At 66.2% G+C, this 18,053-nt stretch carries 20 protein-coding genes and 1 tRNA gene; 14 read left to right on the top strand and 7 right to left on the bottom strand.

What is annotated here, in order from left to right:
- The first annotated feature begins 26 nt into the window (after nucleotides 1-26).
- The 3 genes from IEY28_RS08820 (at nucleotide 27) to IEY28_RS08810 (ending at nucleotide 2,579) form a co-directional block, all read left to right on the top strand.
- Entirely contained in the window at nucleotides 27-1,001 is a 975-nt protein-coding gene (locus IEY28_RS08820; protein ID WP_188996460.1) for an alpha/beta fold hydrolase, read from the top strand.
- Between the two features lie 224 nt (nucleotides 1,002-1,225).
- Nucleotides 1,226-1,978 carry a potassium channel family protein gene (locus IEY28_RS08815; RefSeq protein ID WP_188996459.1) on the top strand — a complete coding sequence of 251 codons (753 nt, stop codon included), beginning with the start codon at nucleotides 1,226-1,228 and terminating at the stop codon, nucleotides 1,976-1,978.
- A gap of 52 nt (nucleotides 1,979-2,030) precedes the next feature.
- The gene (locus tag IEY28_RS08810; RefSeq protein ID WP_188996457.1) at nucleotides 2,031-2,579 is read left to right on the top strand and encodes a peptidylprolyl isomerase; all 549 of its coding nucleotides are present in this window, start codon (nucleotides 2,031-2,033) and stop codon (nucleotides 2,577-2,579) included.
- 12 nt (nucleotides 2,580-2,591) lie between these two features.
- Here IEY28_RS08810 and IEY28_RS08805 read toward each other — a convergent pair whose 3' ends face one another.
- Nucleotides 2,592-4,940, bottom strand: a complete 2,349-nt coding sequence (locus IEY28_RS08805) for an amino acid permease (protein WP_188996455.1) — start codon at nucleotides 4,938-4,940, stop codon at nucleotides 2,592-2,594.
- 187 nt (nucleotides 4,941-5,127) lie between these two features.
- Here IEY28_RS08805 and IEY28_RS08800 point away from each other — a divergent pair, with 187 nt between their 5' ends.
- The 4 genes from IEY28_RS08800 to IEY28_RS08785 all read left to right on the top strand — a co-directional run bounded on the left by IEY28_RS08800 (nucleotide 5,128) and on the right by IEY28_RS08785 (nucleotide 7,261).
- Nucleotides 5,128-5,904, top strand: a complete 777-nt coding sequence (locus tag IEY28_RS08800) for an MOSC domain-containing protein (RefSeq protein WP_188996453.1) — start codon at nucleotides 5,128-5,130, stop codon at nucleotides 5,902-5,904.
- Nucleotides 5,905-5,948: 44 nt separating this feature from the next.
- Nucleotides 5,949-6,290, top strand: coding sequence for a ferredoxin (locus tag IEY28_RS08795; protein WP_166972330.1), 342 nt, complete (start codon nucleotides 5,949-5,951; stop codon nucleotides 6,288-6,290).
- Nucleotides 6,291-6,330: 40 nt separating this feature from the next.
- A tRNA-Leu gene (locus IEY28_RS08790) sits at nucleotides 6,331-6,415 on the top strand.
- A gap of 333 nt (nucleotides 6,416-6,748) precedes the next feature.
- Nucleotides 6,749-7,261, top strand: coding sequence for a DUF5813 family protein (locus tag IEY28_RS08785; protein ID WP_188996451.1), 513 nt, complete (start codon nucleotides 6,749-6,751; stop codon nucleotides 7,259-7,261).
- Between the two features lie 8 nt (nucleotides 7,262-7,269).
- On the opposite strand, the gene IEY28_RS08780 is transcribed toward IEY28_RS08785, so the two are convergent.
- From IEY28_RS08780 to IEY28_RS08770, 3 genes are all read right to left on the bottom strand, one after another.
- Nucleotides 7,270-8,031: a GTP cyclohydrolase III gene (locus IEY28_RS08780; protein ID WP_188996449.1), complete on the bottom strand. Its 762-nt coding sequence runs from the start codon at nucleotides 8,029-8,031 to the stop codon at nucleotides 7,270-7,272.
- 63 nt (nucleotides 8,032-8,094) lie between these two features.
- Nucleotides 8,095-8,325, bottom strand: a complete 231-nt coding sequence (locus IEY28_RS08775) for an Lrp/AsnC family transcriptional regulator (protein WP_166972336.1) — start codon at nucleotides 8,323-8,325, stop codon at nucleotides 8,095-8,097.
- A gap of 2 nt (nucleotides 8,326-8,327) precedes the next feature.
- Nucleotides 8,328-9,014, bottom strand: coding sequence for a potassium channel family protein (locus tag IEY28_RS08770; protein ID WP_188996447.1), 687 nt, complete (start codon nucleotides 9,012-9,014; stop codon nucleotides 8,328-8,330).
- Between the two features lie 156 nt (nucleotides 9,015-9,170).
- On the opposite strand from IEY28_RS08770, the gene IEY28_RS08765 reads away from it, so the two are divergent.
- Together IEY28_RS08765 and IEY28_RS08760 are read left to right on the top strand one after the other, a co-directional pair.
- Nucleotides 9,171-9,401, top strand: a complete 231-nt coding sequence (locus IEY28_RS08765) for an Lrp/AsnC family transcriptional regulator (protein WP_166972341.1) — start codon at nucleotides 9,171-9,173, stop codon at nucleotides 9,399-9,401.
- A gap of 43 nt (nucleotides 9,402-9,444) precedes the next feature.
- Nucleotides 9,445-9,762, top strand: coding sequence for a DUF7991 family protein (locus IEY28_RS08760; protein WP_188996445.1), 318 nt, complete (start codon nucleotides 9,445-9,447; stop codon nucleotides 9,760-9,762).
- Here IEY28_RS08760 and tmk read toward each other — a convergent pair.
- Complete coding sequence (gene tmk / locus IEY28_RS08755) at nucleotides 9,759-10,355, bottom strand: dTMP kinase (RefSeq protein ID WP_188996443.1); 597 nt, start codon at nucleotides 10,353-10,355, stop codon at nucleotides 9,759-9,761. The two genes, IEY28_RS08760 and tmk, sit on opposite strands and share 4 nt — an antisense overlap.
- 130 nt (nucleotides 10,356-10,485) lie before the next feature.
- On the opposite strand from tmk, the gene IEY28_RS08750 reads away from it, so the two are divergent.
- From IEY28_RS08750 to cofG, 5 genes are all read left to right on the top strand, one after another.
- Nucleotides 10,486-11,388: a complex I NDUFA9 subunit family protein gene (locus tag IEY28_RS08750; RefSeq protein ID WP_188996441.1), complete on the top strand. Its 903-nt coding sequence runs from the start codon at nucleotides 10,486-10,488 to the stop codon at nucleotides 11,386-11,388.
- Nucleotides 11,389-11,606: 218 nt separating this feature from the next.
- Nucleotides 11,607-12,791 (top strand): tubulin/FtsZ family protein, encoded by a 1,185-nt coding sequence (locus tag IEY28_RS08745; protein ID WP_166972349.1) that lies wholly within the window; start codon nucleotides 11,607-11,609, stop codon nucleotides 12,789-12,791.
- Nucleotides 12,769-13,545, top strand: coding sequence for a hypothetical protein (locus IEY28_RS08740; RefSeq protein WP_188996439.1), 777 nt, complete (start codon nucleotides 12,769-12,771; stop codon nucleotides 13,543-13,545). The genes IEY28_RS08745 and IEY28_RS08740 overlap by 23 nt, the downstream gene beginning before the upstream one ends.
- Entirely contained in the window at nucleotides 13,545-14,153 is a 609-nt protein-coding gene (gene cofC, locus IEY28_RS08735) for a 2-phospho-L-lactate guanylyltransferase (protein WP_188996437.1), read from the top strand. Before IEY28_RS08740 ends, cofC begins: the two co-directional genes overlap by 1 nt.
- A gap of 33 nt (nucleotides 14,154-14,186) precedes the next feature.
- Nucleotides 14,187-15,293, top strand: a complete 1,107-nt coding sequence (gene cofG / locus IEY28_RS08730) for a 7,8-didemethyl-8-hydroxy-5-deazariboflavin synthase subunit CofG (protein WP_188996436.1) — start codon at nucleotides 14,187-14,189, stop codon at nucleotides 15,291-15,293.
- A 301-nt stretch (nucleotides 15,294-15,594) separates the two neighbouring features.
- Here cofG and cofH read toward each other — a convergent pair whose 3' ends face one another.
- Together cofH and IEY28_RS08720 are read right to left on the bottom strand one after the other, a co-directional pair.
- Complete coding sequence (gene cofH, locus IEY28_RS08725) at nucleotides 15,595-16,944, bottom strand: 7,8-didemethyl-8-hydroxy-5-deazariboflavin synthase subunit CofH (protein WP_188996434.1); 1,350 nt, start codon at nucleotides 16,942-16,944, stop codon at nucleotides 15,595-15,597.
- A gap of 75 nt (nucleotides 16,945-17,019) precedes the next feature.
- Nucleotides 17,020-18,039: a sodium:calcium antiporter gene (locus IEY28_RS08720; protein ID WP_188996432.1), complete on the bottom strand. Its 1,020-nt coding sequence runs from the start codon at nucleotides 18,037-18,039 to the stop codon at nucleotides 17,020-17,022.
- Nucleotides 18,040-18,053: the final 14 nt, after the last annotated feature.

The raw sequence follows: 18,053 nt of genomic DNA, 5'->3' as shown, positions 1-18,053 counted from the left end.
TTCTCGCGCGGGCCGAACACCCACCGATGCCCTCGACAGGCGCCCACTCGGATCCCGAGTGGACGGTCCCCGCCGACGGCGACGTCTGGTCTCACACCACCGTCGAGACGAACGGCGTCGAGTTGCACGCGGTCATCGCCGGGCCGGCAGACGGCGAGTTGGTCGTCCTCCTGCACGGCTTCCCGGAGTTCTGGTACGCGTGGCGCCACCAGATTCCGGCGCTGGCAGCGGCGGGCTACCGCGTCGTCGCGCCGGACATGCGAGGGTACAACCACTCCGAGAAGCCCGGCGGCGTCGCCGCCTACGACATCGACGAACTCGTCAGCGACGTGGTCGGCCTCGTTCGAGCGTTCGGCCGCGAGTCCGCCCACGTCGTCGGCCACGACTGGGGCGGCGTCGTCGCGTGGCAGACGGCAATCGACCGACCGAGCGTGGTCGACCGTCTCGGCGTGCTGAACGCGCCGCATCCGACCGCCTACGAGCGACTGCTCCGCCGCTCGCCGGCCCAACTGCGGAAGTCGTGGTACGCGTTGTACGTCCAGCTGCCGTGGCTCCCGGAGTGCAGTCTCGCGTGGGACGACTACGCGCTGCTGGACCACGCCCTCGGTGAAGGCACGGTCCATCCCGACGCGTTCACCCGGACGGACATCCGGCGGTACAAGACCGCGCTGGCACAACCCGGCGCGCGGACGGCGGCGCTGAACTACTACCGGGCGCTGTTCCGCCGAAACGCCAGACGGACACTGACACGAGGCGGCGTCGGCGACCAGCCCGTTCGGGTGCCGACGCTGCTCGTCTGGGGCGAACAGGACGACGCGCTGGACGTGCGTCTCAGCGAGGGGCTAGAGGAGTGGGTGTCGGACCTCCGCGTCGAACGGCTTCCGGACGCGAGCCACTGGGTACAGTTCGACGCGCCCGACCGGGTGACCGAGGAGTTGCTGGCCCATCTAGGGAGTGACGCCGGAGGGACTAGATCGGATGGAGTACCTGATAGTGTTTGAAGTATTTAATGAGAACGTGTAAATACCGTTACTATCGACCACTATCGTGTGCCGTTTGTGAACGAACAGACCAGAAGTTGGCCATTCGATGAACAGCACGTTCGGAGCAGCGGACGGTCGGTCGGCGGGACGACAGGGGGGGCGAATGCGAGAGTGGTTCGGGTCGTCGTCATCGCGCCCCCCGTCCACCGGGACGGCACCGTCGCTGCGCCGACTGGGGCTGGATGAGCGGGGCGAGACTTCCCCTCGGCGCGTTCGTCGACCGGCCGCTGTTGCGGCGGATGCTCCGGCCCGTCGGCGGGTTCGCTGCCGTCGTCGTCGCGGGCGTCCTCGGGTTCAGTACCCTCGGGGGCGTCGGCGTCGTCGACGCGCTGTTCTGGCTGTTAGACCCCACCAGCATCGAACTCCACTTCCAGACCCACGAGGGCCCCGCGACGCTCGTGAAGGCGTACGCCATCGTGGTGTTGTCCGGACTCGTCGTCGCCGGCCTCTGGATCGGAGAGACGCTCGTCTCGGCGACGTTCGGCGGCAGGATTCAAGCGGAACTACGACAGATGCAGATAGAACGCAGTATCGACGAACTGGACGACCACGTCGTCGTCTGTGGCTACGGCACGTTCGGGAAGACCGTCTGTGCCGGCCTCGACGACGACCGGGACGTGGTCGTCATCGAGCGACAGGAGACCCAGTACGACAGAGCCATCGACGACGGCTATCTGGCCCTCACCGGCGACGCACGCCGCGAGGAGGTGTTAGAAGCCGCCGGCATCGACCGTGCGGAGACAGTCGTCGGCGCCATCGACGACGCCGATACGAACATCCAGATAACCATCACCGGCTGCCAGCTCGCCCCGGGCGTCGATATCGTCGTCCGTGCCGGCGACAGCATGCACGAGTCCATCGCACTCCGCGCGGGGGCCGACGAAGTCGTCATCCCGGAGGTGGTAAGCGGCCAGCAGGTCTCGACCCATCTGTGAGTGCCGCGCCGTAGTGGGCAGGCTTTTGACTCATGCATCCGTCCGGCCGGGTATGAGCGACCTGACAGCGACGCTCCACACGACAGCGGGCGACATCGAAGTCGAACTGTACGACGAGAAGGTTCCCAACACCGTCGAGAACTTCGTCGGGTTGGCGGAGGGCGCCGACGACTACGACGGGACCGAGGTCGGCCCCGGCACCGGCGCCTGGGAGGACCCCGAGTCCGGCGAGAAGCGCATCGACCCGCTCTATACGGACATCGAGATTCATCGGGTCATCGACGACTTCATGATTCAGATGGGCGACCCGACCGGCACCGGCCGCGGCGGCCCCGGCTACACGTTCGACGACGAGTTCCACGACGACCTCTCACACGACGGCCCGGGCGTCCTCAGCATGGCCAACCGCGGTCCGAACACCAACGGCTCGCAGTTCTTCATCACGCTGGGCGCACAGCCACATCTGGACGGCAAACACGCCGTCTTCGGCGACGTCGTCGACGGCATGGACGTCGTCGAGGAGATCGGTGACGCCGACACGGACGTAAACGACGCGCCGACGAGCGAGCTTCTCCTCGAGTCCGTCGAGATTCACCGATAAGAACGAGCGACACTAGCTCCGTTCGGGGGTGCCGCCGTGGCTCGACCGCCGCCGCGGGAACCGCTTTCTGAGGTAGCGCACGACCGGGAACAGCCGTTCGCTCATCCGGTCGGAGACGCCCGTCTCGCTGGCGTACACCAACACGGGAACGTCCATCTCCTCGGCCAGTGTGACCACTTCGTCGGGCGTGCTGCCGAACAGCGCCTGTCTGAGCCAGCGGTCGCGCGAGGCGCCGAGGATGAGGACGCCCCCGTTGTCGGCCGCCGTCTCGACGAGGCCCGCGGCGACGGACTCGGCGGTGACGTTGTGGACCTGTGTCGTCTCGACGCCCTCCAGCGCGTCCAGCGTCGTCCCGGAGGTCTCGTCGGTGCCGCGGTCCCCCGAGGAGACGTTGACGAGGTGGAGTTCGCTGCCGCTCTGTCCCAGTTTGTTCACGAGGGGGAGCAGGGCCTGATGGTGCGGGCCGCCGCCGGCGCCGATGTTGACGACGTCGAGGTCCTCCGCGGTGACCGTCTTGTCGGCGAAGAATACGTCACAGGGCGCTTCGCGTTCGACCGTCTCGGTGACGTCCCGATGGCGTTCGGGGTAGCCCATCAGGACGAGGTTGGCCTCGTCGTCACGGGCGGTCTGGACGATGTCGAAGGCCACGTCGCGACAGGTGTGTCCCTCGACGGTGTAGTCGACGTCGAGGCTGGTGTCGTCGAGTTCTTCCTGGATGCGCTCGGTACGGGCCTGTGCGGTGTCCTGTACCGTCTCCCACGGCGTCTGGTCGGGTACTTGCGTGACGGTGAGGATGTGGAGGAGTGGGTCCTCGTCTGAAACCGCTGCGAGCGCTTCGCCGAGGCGCGCGTAGCGTAACGCCCGGTCCGGTCTCGCGACGGGGATGAGGACGCGATAGCGACCCCTGGACTGGTCCTCACCCGCCGCGGCGGTCGACTCCGGAACGACCTCCCGCAGGAGGTCCTCTTCCACCGGGGTGCCGCCCCAGACGAGGTACGCGACGACGAGGCCGGCGGTCAGGACGAGGCCGGTCACCACGCCCTTCGGCGGGAGGTTGTAGATGAGTCCGACGTTCGCCAGCACGCCGACGACGGGAACGACGGGGACGCCCGGGACGCTGAACCCGCGCTCGACGTCCGGGAACTTCCGCCGGGAGTAGATGAGGGCGATGTTGACGACCGCCAGCGGGAGGAGGAGGTTCAGCGTCGCGAACCCGGTCAGTGCCGTCAGGCCGAGATCGGTCAGCGTGAGCGGTCCGAGGACGGGGAGCGGAACCGTGAGGTCGAACGGCACCAGTCCGCCTTCCGCGGGGAAGACGGCGATGAACAGGACGATGAGCGAGACGATGGTCGCCGTCGCCGTCGTGACGCTCCAGAACGGCGTGCCGTACTCGCGGTGGATGTGGGCGAACCGCCGGGGGGCTTGCCCTTGTCGCCCCATCAGCGACCCGATGGAACTGGCCGCCAGTATCGAGGCGTTCGACGCCGACACCATCGAGAAGATGGCGCCGGCGACGATGAGCGACCGACCGATGGGGCCGAGGAACCCGGCGGCGACCTCCCCCATCGCCGTCTCGCCCTGTTCGGCGATGACCTCCGGTGGCACCGGGGAGTTCACCATGGCGACGATGACCAGCGCGTACAGTATCGTCACCGTCACCATGCTCGCCGCGATGGCTCGCGGGACGGTCTGCTGGGGTTCGATAATCTCGCCGGCGCTGGCCGCGATGGCCGAGAAGCCGAAGAACGTGATGAACGCGAGTGCCGAGATGGTGAGGATGTCGAGCGGGCCGCCCCCGAAGTTCGTCGCGAACTCGGTGACCGCCGTCGACGGCCCGCGGAACGCGAACGCGCCGGCGATGAACGCGAACAGCACCGCCACCTTCGCGCCGGTGACGATGAGCTGGAACCCGCCGCTCTCCTCGGTCCCGCGGGCGTTTAGCACGCCCAGCAGGACGGCGGCGAGGACGCCCGTCGTCCCGTGCGGGAGGACGTGTAGCGACTCGGGCAGGACGAACTCGAAGAACCACTCGTCCATCGTCGCCAGATAGAACGCCGTCGTGCCGGTGTAGCCCAGAAACAGCGACATCCCGATACCGTAGGTCAGCAGGTCGCGGTCCTCGAAGGTCCGCGAACAGAAGAGGTAGCCGCCGCCGTTCTCGGAGTAGATGGAAGCGAACTCGGAGTACGCCGCCGCCGTCACGCTGGCGATGACCGCGGCGATGACGAACGCGACGACGGCGCTGGACCCGATGGCCGCCACGGCGGTGCCAGACAGCGAGAAGATGCCCGCGGCAATCATCGTCCCGAGACCGATAGCGAAGGCGATTTTGAAGTCCAAGGTCCGGGTGTGTTCGACCATTCGTCTGCACACCGATTGTTCCACCCGTCACCTAATCCTGTCGCTTTCGGGGTTTTTGTCAGCCCCCCTATATTAGTGGTCGCGCTCGGCCACGTGTGACGCGACACGCCGTCGAGCGAATGCCGGCGTCGACGACGACCCACGCGGTGAGTAACGGCTATGCCCGTTGCGCCTCTGTCTCCGAACAGTGGCACACATCGAGCGACTCACCGTCTATCCGGTAAAGGCACTGGACGGCCGCGACGTCGAGCACTCGACCGTCCTCCCGGGCGGCACCCTCGCCCACGACCGAGAGTTCGCGCTATTCGACGCCGACGGCGACGTGGTCAACGGCAAGCGAACCGCCCGCGTCCACGACGTGACGACGACCTACGACCCCGAGACCCGGACGCTCGGCGCGTCGGTCCCCGACGTGGGACGCGAACAGTTCGCCCTCGACACCGAGTCGGACCGGGTACGCGCGGCCGAGTGGTTCGGCGACGTGTTCGACGTCGACCTGACCATCGTACGAGATGCGGATCGCGGACACGTCGACCGTCGAGAGATGGGCCCTTCCGTCGTCAGCACCGCGACGCTGGAGACGGTGGCCGGGTGGTTCGACGACGTGACCGTCGACGGGATGCGCCGCCGCCTCCGCGCGAACGTCGAGGTGGGCGGCGTCCCGGCGTTCTGGGAGGACCGCTTCGTCGGCGCGGACGCCCCGGCGTTCGAGGCCGGCGGCGTCCGCATCGAGGGGGTCACGCCGTGTGGCCGCTGTGTCGTCCCCCAGCGCGACCCGGAGACCGGCGACCGGACCCCCGACTTCCGCGAGCGCTTCATCGAGCGCCGCCGGGAGACGTTCCCCGAGTGGGCCGACCGGGACGCCTTCGACCACTTCTACACGCTGATGCTCATCGGCCGAGTGCCGGAGGCCGACCGAGGGCAGTCGCTGGCGGTCGGCGACGACGTGACAGTCGTCACGTAGCGGAAACCGACAGGGGAAAGACTGTCGACCGATAATCCCCACACATGACAGAGACCGACGAGCCAGTCGACCCGAGTGACGTCGGCGAGCAGGACGCGCCGCCGGTCGAGGAAAAGCCCTACAAGATAATCTTCGAGGCCAACAAGTGCTTCGGGGCGGGCAAGTGCGCCGAAGTCTCGGCCAACTGGTCGCTGGACCTCGATACGGGCATCGCCAAGCCGAAGACGTACTTCTTCGGCGAGGCAGAACTCGACCACAACGTGAAGGCCGCCGAGGCGTGCCCGGCGAAGAAGGACCGCGGGGTCATCCACGTCGTCGACCGGCGAACCGACGAGGAGATCGCCCCCGACCCCAACGGCGACGGCACCCTTTCGGTCGACTGGTAACCGAAACCCGTTTTCCCTCTGAGTGTGGAGAGGTGCATGCGCGAGGGTCGCCTAGCCTGGCCAATGGCGGTGGGCTTAAGACCCGCTCCCGTAGGGGTCCATGGGTTCGAATCCCATCCCTCGCATGCAATCGGCCCGAACGGACGTGAGGGCCGTGTGAATCCACCGGATGGGTTCGAAGCCTATCAGACGCAGCCCCGGAACGGTGCATCGCGCCGCACGCCCGGACCGTCTGAGTTCGGTTCGAATCCCATCCCTCGCATGAAATCGGTCCGAACGGACGTGAGGACCGTGTGAATCTATCGGATGGGTTCGAATCGCGGAAACGCGAGCGAAGCGAGCGTTTGCATCGGGTTCGAATCCCATCCCTCGCATTTTCCGACGCGGACGACGACGTGTCTGTTGCCGTCCTCGGCGACACGATGCGTTTTTCCTGCCGAGACGGCTAGAGACGTGCAATGACTGACGTGCCAGCGGACGTCGAGCGGGTCTTTGACGACCGAGACGGATTCGTCGCCGGCGGCGACGGCTACGCACTGGAGACGACGCGGTTCGACGGGCGAGTGACGGCGAGCGAGGGCGAGGCGTGGAAGACTGACTACGAAGTGACGGTCCGAGCCCCGTCCCTGCAGGCCGCGACGGCCGACGAGGTGGGGCCGGCCGTCGCCGACGGGTGGTTCGAGACCTTCGAGCGCCGCCTCGAAGACGCGCCGAAGTCGACCCGCGTGGCCGTCGAGCTAGACGAGTACACCGTCGAACGCGACGGCGAAGACGTCGTCGTCACCTACCGGTTCAGTCTCGGCGGCGAACGGGAGGCCGCCGACGCGGCGAAAGCGTTCGTCGAGTACGTCGAAGGCACCTACGTCGAGGGTATCGTTCCCGGCTACGACTACGTCGGTACCGTCGCGGACCTGCTGGACTCGGCGAGTACCGGCGGGAGCGAAGGGACCCGCGGCGGCACGCCGCTGTAGGCGAGCGACTACAGGTTCATCTCGACGGCGGTGCCGGCCTCGCGACAGGTTTCGAGCGCGTGTTTCGCCGCCATGCCCGCGCCCTGTGCGGTGCGGTCCCGGCCGACGCCGACTTTCAACTCCACGCCGACGGCGTCCTCGACGTGGTCGATGGCGTCGGCGTACGCCTCGGCGTCCATCCTCGGACAGACGGCGATGACGTTGTCGCCGCCGACGAAGAAAGAGAGGGCGTCGTGGGCCCGGCGCATGTACTGCATGAGTTCGGCGTAGCCCTGCTCTATCTCGATGAACGTGTCGAACTCGTTGAGTTGGTCCGTGTACTTCTCCGTCGCGTTGTCGACGTCGAAGTGTGCGAGTTGTACGTCCTGGGCAGTGCGTTCGACCTCCGAGATGGGGTCACCACGCAGTACCTCGGTCCGCGTCTCGTCCTGTGCGGATCCCTCGTCCTGTAACTGCGAGGTGGCGACTTCGAGGGCCTCGGCAGGTGAGCCGTCTACGGCCACGCTCATACTGAGGGTCACGGGATACCGGTTGCGGATGGACTCCTGAATCAGCGAGAGGTCGGCCATCGTGAGGCCGTTGGTGACCGCGATCATGTTGTCGAATCGTGAGAAAAACACGTACCCCTCGCGGTTGCCGATGAGTTGTGAGAGGTCCGCGTACAGCCGTGACTGCAGCGTCTGGAGGTCGACTTCGCGCCGCGGCGACGGCGTCACCGTCCACGGCCCGTAGTTATCGATTTGCAGTAGCGTGACTTGCGTATGTGTCACTACACCCTGCTTGTCGGTAAGGCTATTCGACTGTTTGGATTTCCGCCGAAACCTGCCGGTGGGTCAGTCCATCGCGATGTACGTCTGGGTGCTCTCGACGCCCGATATCTCCTGGATGTGAGTAGCGGCTACGTCCTTGACTTCGGCGGGCGTCTCTACTTCTACTTTCGCGATGAGGTCGACGTCACCGGCGACGATGTGGGCCTCGGTGACCCCGTCGATAGCCTCGATTTCGTTCTTCAGACGGTCCGCGTCGCCGGTGTGAGCTTTGACCATGACGTAAGCAGTGACCATCGTTAGGCACCTCCGAGTGCAGTCGCGCGGCCGCTTTCGCCGACGACGATAGAGCGCACGTCGGCGAGCGTGTCGAAGTCGGCGAGGACGACGAGGTGGTCGCCCAGTTCGAGCGTCTCGTCGGGGTTGGGAATCGTCAGCGCCGACTCGCCTTTCCCGTGTGCCATCAGTTTGGCGTTGGCCGGCAGTTCCAGTTCAGAGAGGGTGTAGCCGTTCATCGGCGAGGACTCAGTGATGGTGAACTCGACGAGCTGGAGGTTCTGGGCGATGTCCGCGACGGCGCGGATGTTCCCGCCCAGCAGGGCGTTCTTCGCAGCGATGGCACCGAGTCGTTCGGGGTAGATGACCTCGTCCACCTCCGAGGCGTAGCGGCGGTATATCTCCTCGCGGTAGTCCTCGTCGATGCGCATTACGGTCCGACAGCCGTGTTCTTTGCCGATCATGCAGGCGACGAAGTTGTCGTTGAGGTCGCCGGTGAGCGCGCCCAGTGCGTCGGCGGCATCGAGGTCGGCCTCGTCGAGGATAGTCTCGATGGCGCCGTCACCCTCGATAACCTCGAAGCCGGCAGTGCGCGCTCGCTCGGCAGCGCCCTCGTCCTGTTCGATGAGGACGACGTCGTGCCCGCTCTCTCGCAACACGCGTGCGGTTCGGATACCGACGCGTCCTGCACCCACGATAACAAATCGCATGTGAAGCCGTACGAGACGGTAGTGAATAAAAGTATCCCGGCGAACCACCAGCGTTCGGGGAGTCGGTCTCGGACACGCCGGGCCCGCGAAGACCCGGAGCGCTCCCATTGGTCGGTCGCGCGAAACTTTTTGGGTCATGGTATCGCATACCACTGTATGGTCAGCGCGTTCATCATGATAAAGACCGTCGCGGGCAAGTCAGACGAACTGCTCTCGGCGGTCGAAGAGTCCGAAGGGATCACCGAGGCACACATCGTCGCCGGCCAGTACGACATCATCGCCGAGGCGACCGGCCCCGAAGTGTACGACGTGATGCAGTCGGTCGCGACGCGAGTCCGTAACCTCGAAGGCGTATCGGACACGCGGACGTACATCTGTCTGGAGTGAGCGATTCCGACACGGCAAAGAGCGTCGCCACCCTAGAGCGGGTATGGTCAGCGTCGTCGGCCTCGTCGGACTGGTCGTCATCGTGCTGGTGAACAGCGCCGTGGCGGCACTCGTGACCCGCTTCTTCCGCGTCCGCATGAACACGCGGTGGGGCGGTGCGCTCTACTCGGTTCTGTTCGGCGCGTTCGTGCTCTTGCTCCTCTCGGTCCTCCTGTCGGTTCCCGTCGGCCCGTTCATCACGCTGGGGACGATAACGTTCCTCTCGCTTGGCGTCGTGTTGCCGCTGGTCGTCGGGATGACCTTCGACTACGTCTGGATGCCCTCGCCCGACGAGGTCGACCTCCCGACGTCGACGAACTAGTCGCGTCGGTCGAGAATCGCCGACCGGACGCGGTCGTACACGTCGTCGGGGTCGGCCGTCGCGTCGACGCGGACGAACCGCTCGGAGTCGTCCTCGATGAGGCGCTCGTAGTTCTCCCGAACGTCCGCCAGATAGTCCGCCGTCTCGAACTTGTTGGTGGCACCGCTCCGTCGGGCGGCCGTCTCGGGGTCGAGGTCGAGATACACCGTCAGGTCCGGCGGTCGGGTCCACGGCGCGTGGACCTCGCGGACGTACTCGAGCGGGTCCTCGAAGTGGTCGGTGCCAGACAGCGTCGCCCCCTGATACGCGTACCGGGAGTCGGAGTAGCGGTCCGAGACGACGAGACGGCCGTCTGCCAGCGCCGGTCGGATGGTGTCGGCGAGGTGGGCGGCGTGGTCCGCCGTGTAGAGGAACAGTTCCGCAAGCGAGTCCGCATCGTCGTCGTCGATAGAGCGCTGGACGGCCTCGCCGTACCAGCTATCGGTCGGTTCGCGGGTGAACGTGGCGTCTCCCGGCAGGGCGTCGCCGGCCCGGAGTCGCTCCCAGACCGTCGTCTTGCCGCTGCCGTCGAGGCCTTCGAGCGTGACGAGCATATCCGACCGTCGGCGCCGGGGTACGTAAGCACCTCGGAGCGTGGTCTGGCCGTCTCTGATACGGGCCGAGCGGGGAAAACCAAACCAGTTGCGCCTTACCTTTACGGTCTCGCCCAGCGACGAAACGGGTATGGACGTACTTGTGGTCGGCGGGACCGGCTTCATCGGACAGTATCTGTGTCGGGAACTCGACGACCGAGGCCACGAGGTCACCGCACTGGCGCGGAACCCACACGACGCCGACCTGCCGACGGGCGTAACCCGAAAGGAAGGCGACGTGACCGACTACGACAGCATCGAGGGGGCCTTCGAGGGGCAAGACGCCGTCGTCTTCCTCCCCGCTCTGTCGCCGCTGTTCAAGCCCGACAGCGGCAACGAGATGCACGAGGTGGTCCACCTCGGCGGCACCGAGAACAGCGTCAGGGCCGCCGAGGAACACGGCGTCGACCGATTCCTCCAGATGAGTGCGCTGGGCGCGGACCGGAACGCCGCGACCCACTACCTCCGCGCGAAGGGGAAGGCCGAGGAAGTGGTCGAAGACTCGGACCTCGACTGGGTCATCTTCCGGCCCTCCATCGTCTTCGGCGACGGTGACGAGTTCGCCTACTTCACCAAGCGACTCAAGCAGATATTCGCCCCCGGCGTCCCCCTGTATCCGCTGCCCGGCGGCGGCGGGAAGGCCCACTTCCAGCTCATCTGGGTCGAGGACTTCGTGCCGATGCTGGCCGACGCCCTGGAAGGGGACGAACACGTCGGCCAGATATACGAGGTGGGTGGTCCGGAGACGCTGAGTCTCAAGGAGGCGACCGAACTCGTCTTCGAGGCGGAGGGCAAATCCATCACCATCGTCCCGCTGCCGATGCCGCTGGCGAAGATCGGGCTGCCGGTACTGGGGGCGCTCGGCTTCCCGATGGGGAGCGACCAGTACGAGGGATTGGACTTCGACAACACCCCCAGAGAAAACGACGTCGGGGCGTTCGGCGTCGACCCGAACGCCATGCGGACGTACGGGGACTACCTCGGCGTCGAGTAGTGCCTCGAGCAGCGGTTTTTCAGACCTAATAGTGGATTGACTCCGACGGGCGCCGACCCGCAGCCGCGATAAATCGGTCTGTCCGAGACAGAGCGGGAATAATGGCCCCCTAACATCAGTATTCTTTTGTTTTTCAGTCGGACTTTCATCGGTGAGATTTGGGCAAAAAACTTATACGCGCAATCCTACTTGAGGCTTTTAAGCGGAGGACCATATCAATGAAACTCGCGATGATCGGCTTCGGGCAGGCCGGCGGTAAAATCGTGGACAAGTTCCTCGAGTACGATCAGAACACGAACTCGGGAATCGTCCGCTCCGCTGTGGCGGTCAACACAGCGAAGGCAGACCTGCTTGGACTCGAACACATACCGGAGGAGAATCGAGTGCTCATCGGCCAGGCCCGCGTCAAGGGCCACGGCGTGGGCGCAGACAACGAACTCGGCGCGGAGATCGCCGAGGAGGACATCGACGAGATACAGGGCGCTATCGACAACATCCCGGTCCACGAAGTCGACGCCTTCCTCGTCGTCGCCGGCCTCGGTGGGGGGACCGGGTCCGGTGGCTCGCCGGTCATCGCGAAACACCTCAAACGCATCTACACCGAACCCGTCTACGGACTCGGCGTCCTGCCCGGGAGCGACGAGGGTGGCATCTACACGCTGAACGCCGCCCGGTCGTTCCAGACGTTCGTCCGCGAGGTGGACAACCTCATGGTGTTCGACAACGACGCCTGGCGCAAGACCGGCGAGTCCGTCGAGGGCGGCTACGACCACATCAACGAGGAGATCGTCCGTCGCTTCGGCGTCCTCTTCGGTGCCGGTGAGGTCGAGGCCGGCGACAACATCGCCGAGAGCGTCGTCGACTCCTCCGAGATCATCAACACGCTCGACGGCGGTGGCGTCTCCACCGTCGGCTACGCCTCCGAGGACGTCGAACTCTCCTCCGGAGGCGGCGGCCTCCTCTCCCGATTCAAGGGCGGCGACAACGGCGGCGACGACGGGATGGATACCGCCAACACGACCAACCGCATCACGTCGCTCGTCCGGAAGGCCGCACTCGGTCGGCTGACGCTCCCCTGCGAGATCGAGGGTGCCGAACGCGCCCTCCTCGTCATGGCCGGCCCGCCCGAACACCTCAACCGGAAAGGTATCGAGCGCGGTCGCAAGTGGCTAGAGGAGCAGACCGGTTCGATGGAGGTCCGCGGTGGTGACTACCCGACCAACGCGCCGAAGGTCGCCGCCTCCATCCTGCTGGCGGGCGTCCACAACGTCCCGCGAATCAAGGAACTCCAGCAGGTCGCAATCGAGGCACAGGACAACATCGACGACATCAGGAAGCAAAGCGAAGATAACTTAGAGGACTTGGTTGAAGACGATGAGGATGAACTCGATCCACTCTTCTAGGGGCATCGTCACCGTCCTCTGTGTGGTCGGCCTGCTCGCGTTCGCCGGTACGGCCAGCGCCTTTACTGTCTCTGCAGAGGGCGTGCCCTCCGAATCCGCCGTCGGGGAGGAGGTAACGGTCACCTACACTGTCGACGACCCCTTCACCGGGACGTCCAACGAGTGGACGCTCGCGGGCGAGACGGAACTGGAAAACGTTAGCTGGACCGTGACGGTCCTGCGCGCCGGCAGTCAGGTCAGCCAGCAGACCTACGGCGACCAGTCGTTCAGTCAGGGCCTCGACATCGACAACAACGGCGACCAGGTCCGGGTCGAACTCACCGGCACGACGCCGGCCGTCGAGAACTACACCTACCAGCCAGAAGAGCAGTACGTCGTCGCCAGCCTCACGCGAGTGAGTGGGAGCAACGAAGAGGAGTTCCAGAACAGCACGGCCCACCACTACACCGCCGACAGCCGTGAGGCCCGACAGGCCATCGACAGCGCCCAGACGGCCATCGACAACGCCGGTGGGAACCAGGAGGCAGAGCAACTGGTCGACAGCGCCGTCTCCTCCTACGAGAACGGCAATTTCCAGAACGCGATCAACCTCGCGAATCAGGCCCGTGACACGGCCCAGCAGGCCCAGCAGAGTCAGCAGACGACCCAGACGCTCCTGCTGGCCGGCGGCGGACTCGTGGTCCTCCTCCTGCTCGCGGGTGGCGGATACTACATCTACACGCAGACCCAAGGCGACGACTACAGCAAACTGTAATGCGACCCGTCGTCCCCGTCTCGGGGAGAGACCCCAAAACGCGGCTTTCGCCCGTTCTCAGTCCCGCCGAGCGACGCGAGTTCACCGAGGCGATGCTCGCGGACGTCGTGGCCGCGCTCGGGAGCGCCGGCTACAGCCCCGAGGTGGTCTCGACCGGACCGGTCGAGTGTGACGCGCCGGTGACCGTCGACGACCGGGGGCTGGACGCGCTCGTCAACGACCTGCTCTCGGCGGGGCCACTCGCGGTGGTGATGGCCGACCTGCCGCTTCTCACCGCCGAGGCCGTCGACCGCCTGTTCGCTCCCGATGCCGACGTGGTACTGGCGCCGGGACTCGGCGGCGGGACGAACGCCGTCGTCTGTCGCCATCCCGACTTCCGCGTCGACTACCACGGGGCGTCGATTCGGGACCACCGCCGCATCGCGCGGACTGTCGGAGCCAGTCTCGCCGAGGTTGACTCGCGAGTGTTGGCGACGGACGTCGACGAACCGGCCGACCTCGCGGAGGTCCTGCTCCACGGCGACGGAGCGGCCGCCGACTGGCTGGTCGACGCCGGCTTCGAGTTGTCGTTCGACGACGACGGCCGCGTGGGCGTCGCCCGTGAGTGAACCCTTTTGGTCGTCCGGCACAGACCGGCGGACGTGATTCCCGGGGCCGAGGCCTACGACGTCGACGTGACCATCGACGACGACGCGATAGAGCGCTTGGTGTCGGTGACGCCGGCCGACATCGACGCCGCAGACGAACTCTCCTACTGTCGGAACGTGTTCGTCCCGCTGACGACCGCCTGTCGGTACACCTGCACCTACTGTACGTACTACGACCCCCCCGGACAGGCCGACCTCATGACCCCCGAGGAGATACGCGAGACGTGCCAGCGGGGGGCCGACGCCGGGTGTACGGAGGCGCTGTTCACGTTCGGCGACGACCCGGACGACCGCTATACGGAGATGTACGACCAACTGGCCGCGTTGGGCCACGAGACCATCCACGAGTACCTCCGACAGGCCTGCGAGATAGCGCTGGAGGAGGGGCTTCTCCCCCACGCGAACCCCGGCGACCAGACGCGCGAGCAGATGGCGACGGTCGCGGACCTGAACGCCTCGATGGGCGTGATGCTGGAGACGACCGCAGACGTACAGGCCCACGGCGGCCCCCGGGCGAAGAATCCCGGCCAGCGGTTGGCGACGATTCGCACCGCCGGCGAACTCGGCGTCCCGTTTACGACCGGTATCCTCGTCGGCCTCGGCGAGGACTGGCGAGACCGAGCAGAGAGTATCCTCGCTATCCGCGAGATGCACGACCGCTACGGTCACGTACAGGAGGTCATCGTCCAACCGGTCGTCGAAAACGAGCGCTGGCAGAACGGGTCGCCGGACCTCGCGACGATGCGCCGCGTGACGGCGATGGCGCGTTCGGGCCTGCCCGAGGAGGTATCGGTACAGGTGCCGCCCAACCTCGCGCCGGCCCGCGACCTGACCGACTGCGGCATCGACGACCTCGGCGGCGTCTCCCCGGTGACGGTCGACCACATCAACCCCGAGTACGAGTGGCCCGCCCTGCAGGAACTGCGGGCCGTCGCCGACAGCGCGTCGGTGCCCCTCACCGAGCGCCTGCCGGTGTACGAGCGGTTCGCCGACGACGAGTGGCTCTCCCCGCCGATTCGCGAGGCTATCGGCGCCGACACGGCCGCTGGCGAGCGCTTCCGGTCGGTCCTCGAACGGGGCGAGAACCCGGTCGACGCCTGAGGACAGTCCATCCAGCGCCCCGCAGTCGGTCGTAGCTGGGCTTTGTGCGTGCTGTCCGGTCAGCCGAAACGCCGTGTGCCGTGCGTGAACTGTGAGGGAATTCCCTCACGCAGTTACAAGTACTGAGAATCGCCTAGACAGCTAGGTCCTAGTTATATACCCTCTGGAGCGCCTATGTGTAACATGTCCGGGGCGTGCCTCTGACAGCCAACCCGGGCAACGACGTCGTTTCGGGGCGACTACGACCTAGGACGTGGTCACCTCGGTTTTACGACGGAACGACTCGCCCCGTAGCGGCGCCTCAGTTCAGAAGTGGCGTCCCGTCGGCCCGCGGACCGAGTTCCGGACCGACCACGTCGGCGTCGGGGTCGACGACGCGGCGCTGTTCGTAGTCCGTCGACCGTTCTACGGGCGTCCGGCCGATGGCAGTTATCATGTCCGTGTACTCGCGGAACGAGCGGAACTCGCCGTAGCCGCCGCCGGCGCGTTTCGTTATCTCCTCTGAGAGGATGGTCCCCATGAAGTCGTCGGCGCCACAGGTCAGCATCTTCAGGCCGTGAGCGTCGCCGTATTTCACCCACGAAGACTGGATGTGGTCGACGTTGTCCAGAAAGAGCCGCGAGACCGCGATCATCAGTTCGTCCTCGTCGGGACTGGCGCCGCCCGAGACCATGCCGCGTTCGTACAGTGGCGTCTCCGCGTGGACGAACGACAGCGGGACGAACTCCGTGATGGCCCCGGTCCGGTCCTGTAGGTCACGGACCTTCTGGAGGTGTTCCACGCGGTGTGTCGCGTTCTCGACGTGGCCGTACATGATGGTCGCCGTGGTATCGAGGCCGACGTTTGCGGCGGCCTCCATCGCCGCCAGCCACTCGCCGCTGTCTATCTTTCCGGGGCAGATGACGTCGCGGACCTCGTCGACGAGGATTTCGGCGGCCGTGCCGGGGACGCTGTCGAGGCCGGCGTCCTGCAGGCGACCGAACACCTCCTCGTAGGACCAGTCGGTCCCCCGGCGGGCGTGATAGGCCTCCTCCGGCGTCATCGAGTGGACGTGGACGCCGCCGACGTCCATCGCGCGTATCTGCTCGCAGTAGGTGCCCGGGTCGACGTCGTATTCGCTCGCCGGGCGGTAGTTCAGGTCGCCCCGGTCGCTGGCTTCCAGCATCTCCAGATGCTCCGCATCGAGCGCCAGTGCCGGGTGGAGGCCGGAGACCGAACAGACCTCGTAGATGCCGCGGTCGATGGCGTCACTGACGATGTCACGAGACTCCTCGGGGGTCTTGGTGAACCCGCCGTGGTCGTCCTGATAGCTGCTACGGAACTGCTCGGAGCGGTCCTTGAAGTTACAGAACAGACAACCGGTGTTGCAGGCCGTCGTGACGTTGTTGTTGAGGTTGGCGACGAACGTCACCTCGTCGCCGACCACCTCGGCCCGCCGTCGGTCTGCGGCCTCTAACACCTGTTCTTTCCGCCGGCGGTCGATGCCGTCGTGGTCGGTTCCGGTGGTGATGAGTTCGACGCCGTCGGCGACGGACAGACGCGCTCCGTCGCGCGCCTTCGCGAGTGCGTTCTCGAAGGACTGGTCCGTCACCGGCCGGTGGGTGAAGTCGAACTCCCCGGCAGGGTCCGCGGCGTCGAAGGCGTCCGGCATTGCTCGTCCGAACGGGAACGACGGCAAAAAACGTGTGGGTGTGTGCGGACAGCGCGTTCCCGGGCCCACGGCGGGCTATCCCGACGGGAGGACGCCGGTGACTGCACCGACCGTCTCGGCGACCACCCACGCGACGAACGTGACGTACGCCGCCAGCAGTCCGTAGGACTCCACCGTGCTCAAGGCGAGGTCGGTCCGCAGGGCGGTAAAGAGGAGGATGGTCGCAAGCGTGAGGACGCCGAACATCGGCACCGCCATCTCGAAGTCGACGGTCCACGCGCCGACGATGAACACGCCCATCGGAATCGCGACGAGCAGGTCGAACGTGTTCGAGCCGAGGACGTTCGCCAGCGAGGTGACGCCACGGTTCTGTCGGGCGGCGCGAACGCTGACGAGCGTGTCCGGAAGACTCGTCGCCCCGGCGAGGATGGTGACGCCGAGCAGGAACTCGTCGGCGCCGACCGCCTCGCCGATGACCGACACCGAGTGGACGAGGTTCTCGACGGCGACGAGGATGACCGCGAGGCCGGCCAGCAAGAAGAGCCACTGCCGTCCGACGGCGACGTCCGCGGCCTCGCTCCCGTCGCTCTCGTAGTCGGCCGTGTCCTGATACTGGATGAAGACGTAGAGGCCGTAGAGCGCCAGCGGTATCGCCGCCAGCGGCCGGGTGACCTCGCCCGAGAGCGCCACGTCGCCGGGGTAGTAGATGACCGCGAGCGCGAACGTAATGAGCAACACAGACACCGCCAACATGTAGAACTGCGCCTCCTTGTAGACGAGCGTCCGATTCGACTCGATGTCGTCGTCGGTGGCGATGCCGGCGACGGCGGGAATCACGAGGACGTTGAAGATGGCCGACCCGACGATAGCGCCGACGCCGAGCGGCATCGATCCGTCGAGCGCCGCGAATACGACGGTCGCGAGTTCCGGAAAGCTCGACCCGACGGCGACGAGTATCGCCCCCTGTACCACGTCCGGCAGGCCGTAGTAGGCCGCCAGCCGTTCGCTCGCCGCCTCCAGCCACTCGCTGCCTTTCCATATCGCCACCGTCGCGGCGACGATGACACCCGCCTCCACGAGCAGGTTCCCAGCCATGTGGTCGTGGATGT

It is taken from the genome of Haloarcula pellucida, assembly GCF_014647235.1.
GTDB classification, from domain to species: Archaea; Halobacteriota; Halobacteria; order Halobacteriales; family Haloarculaceae; genus Haloarcula; species Haloarcula pellucida.
This window is presented reverse-complemented; position numbering and strand designations above follow the sequence as displayed.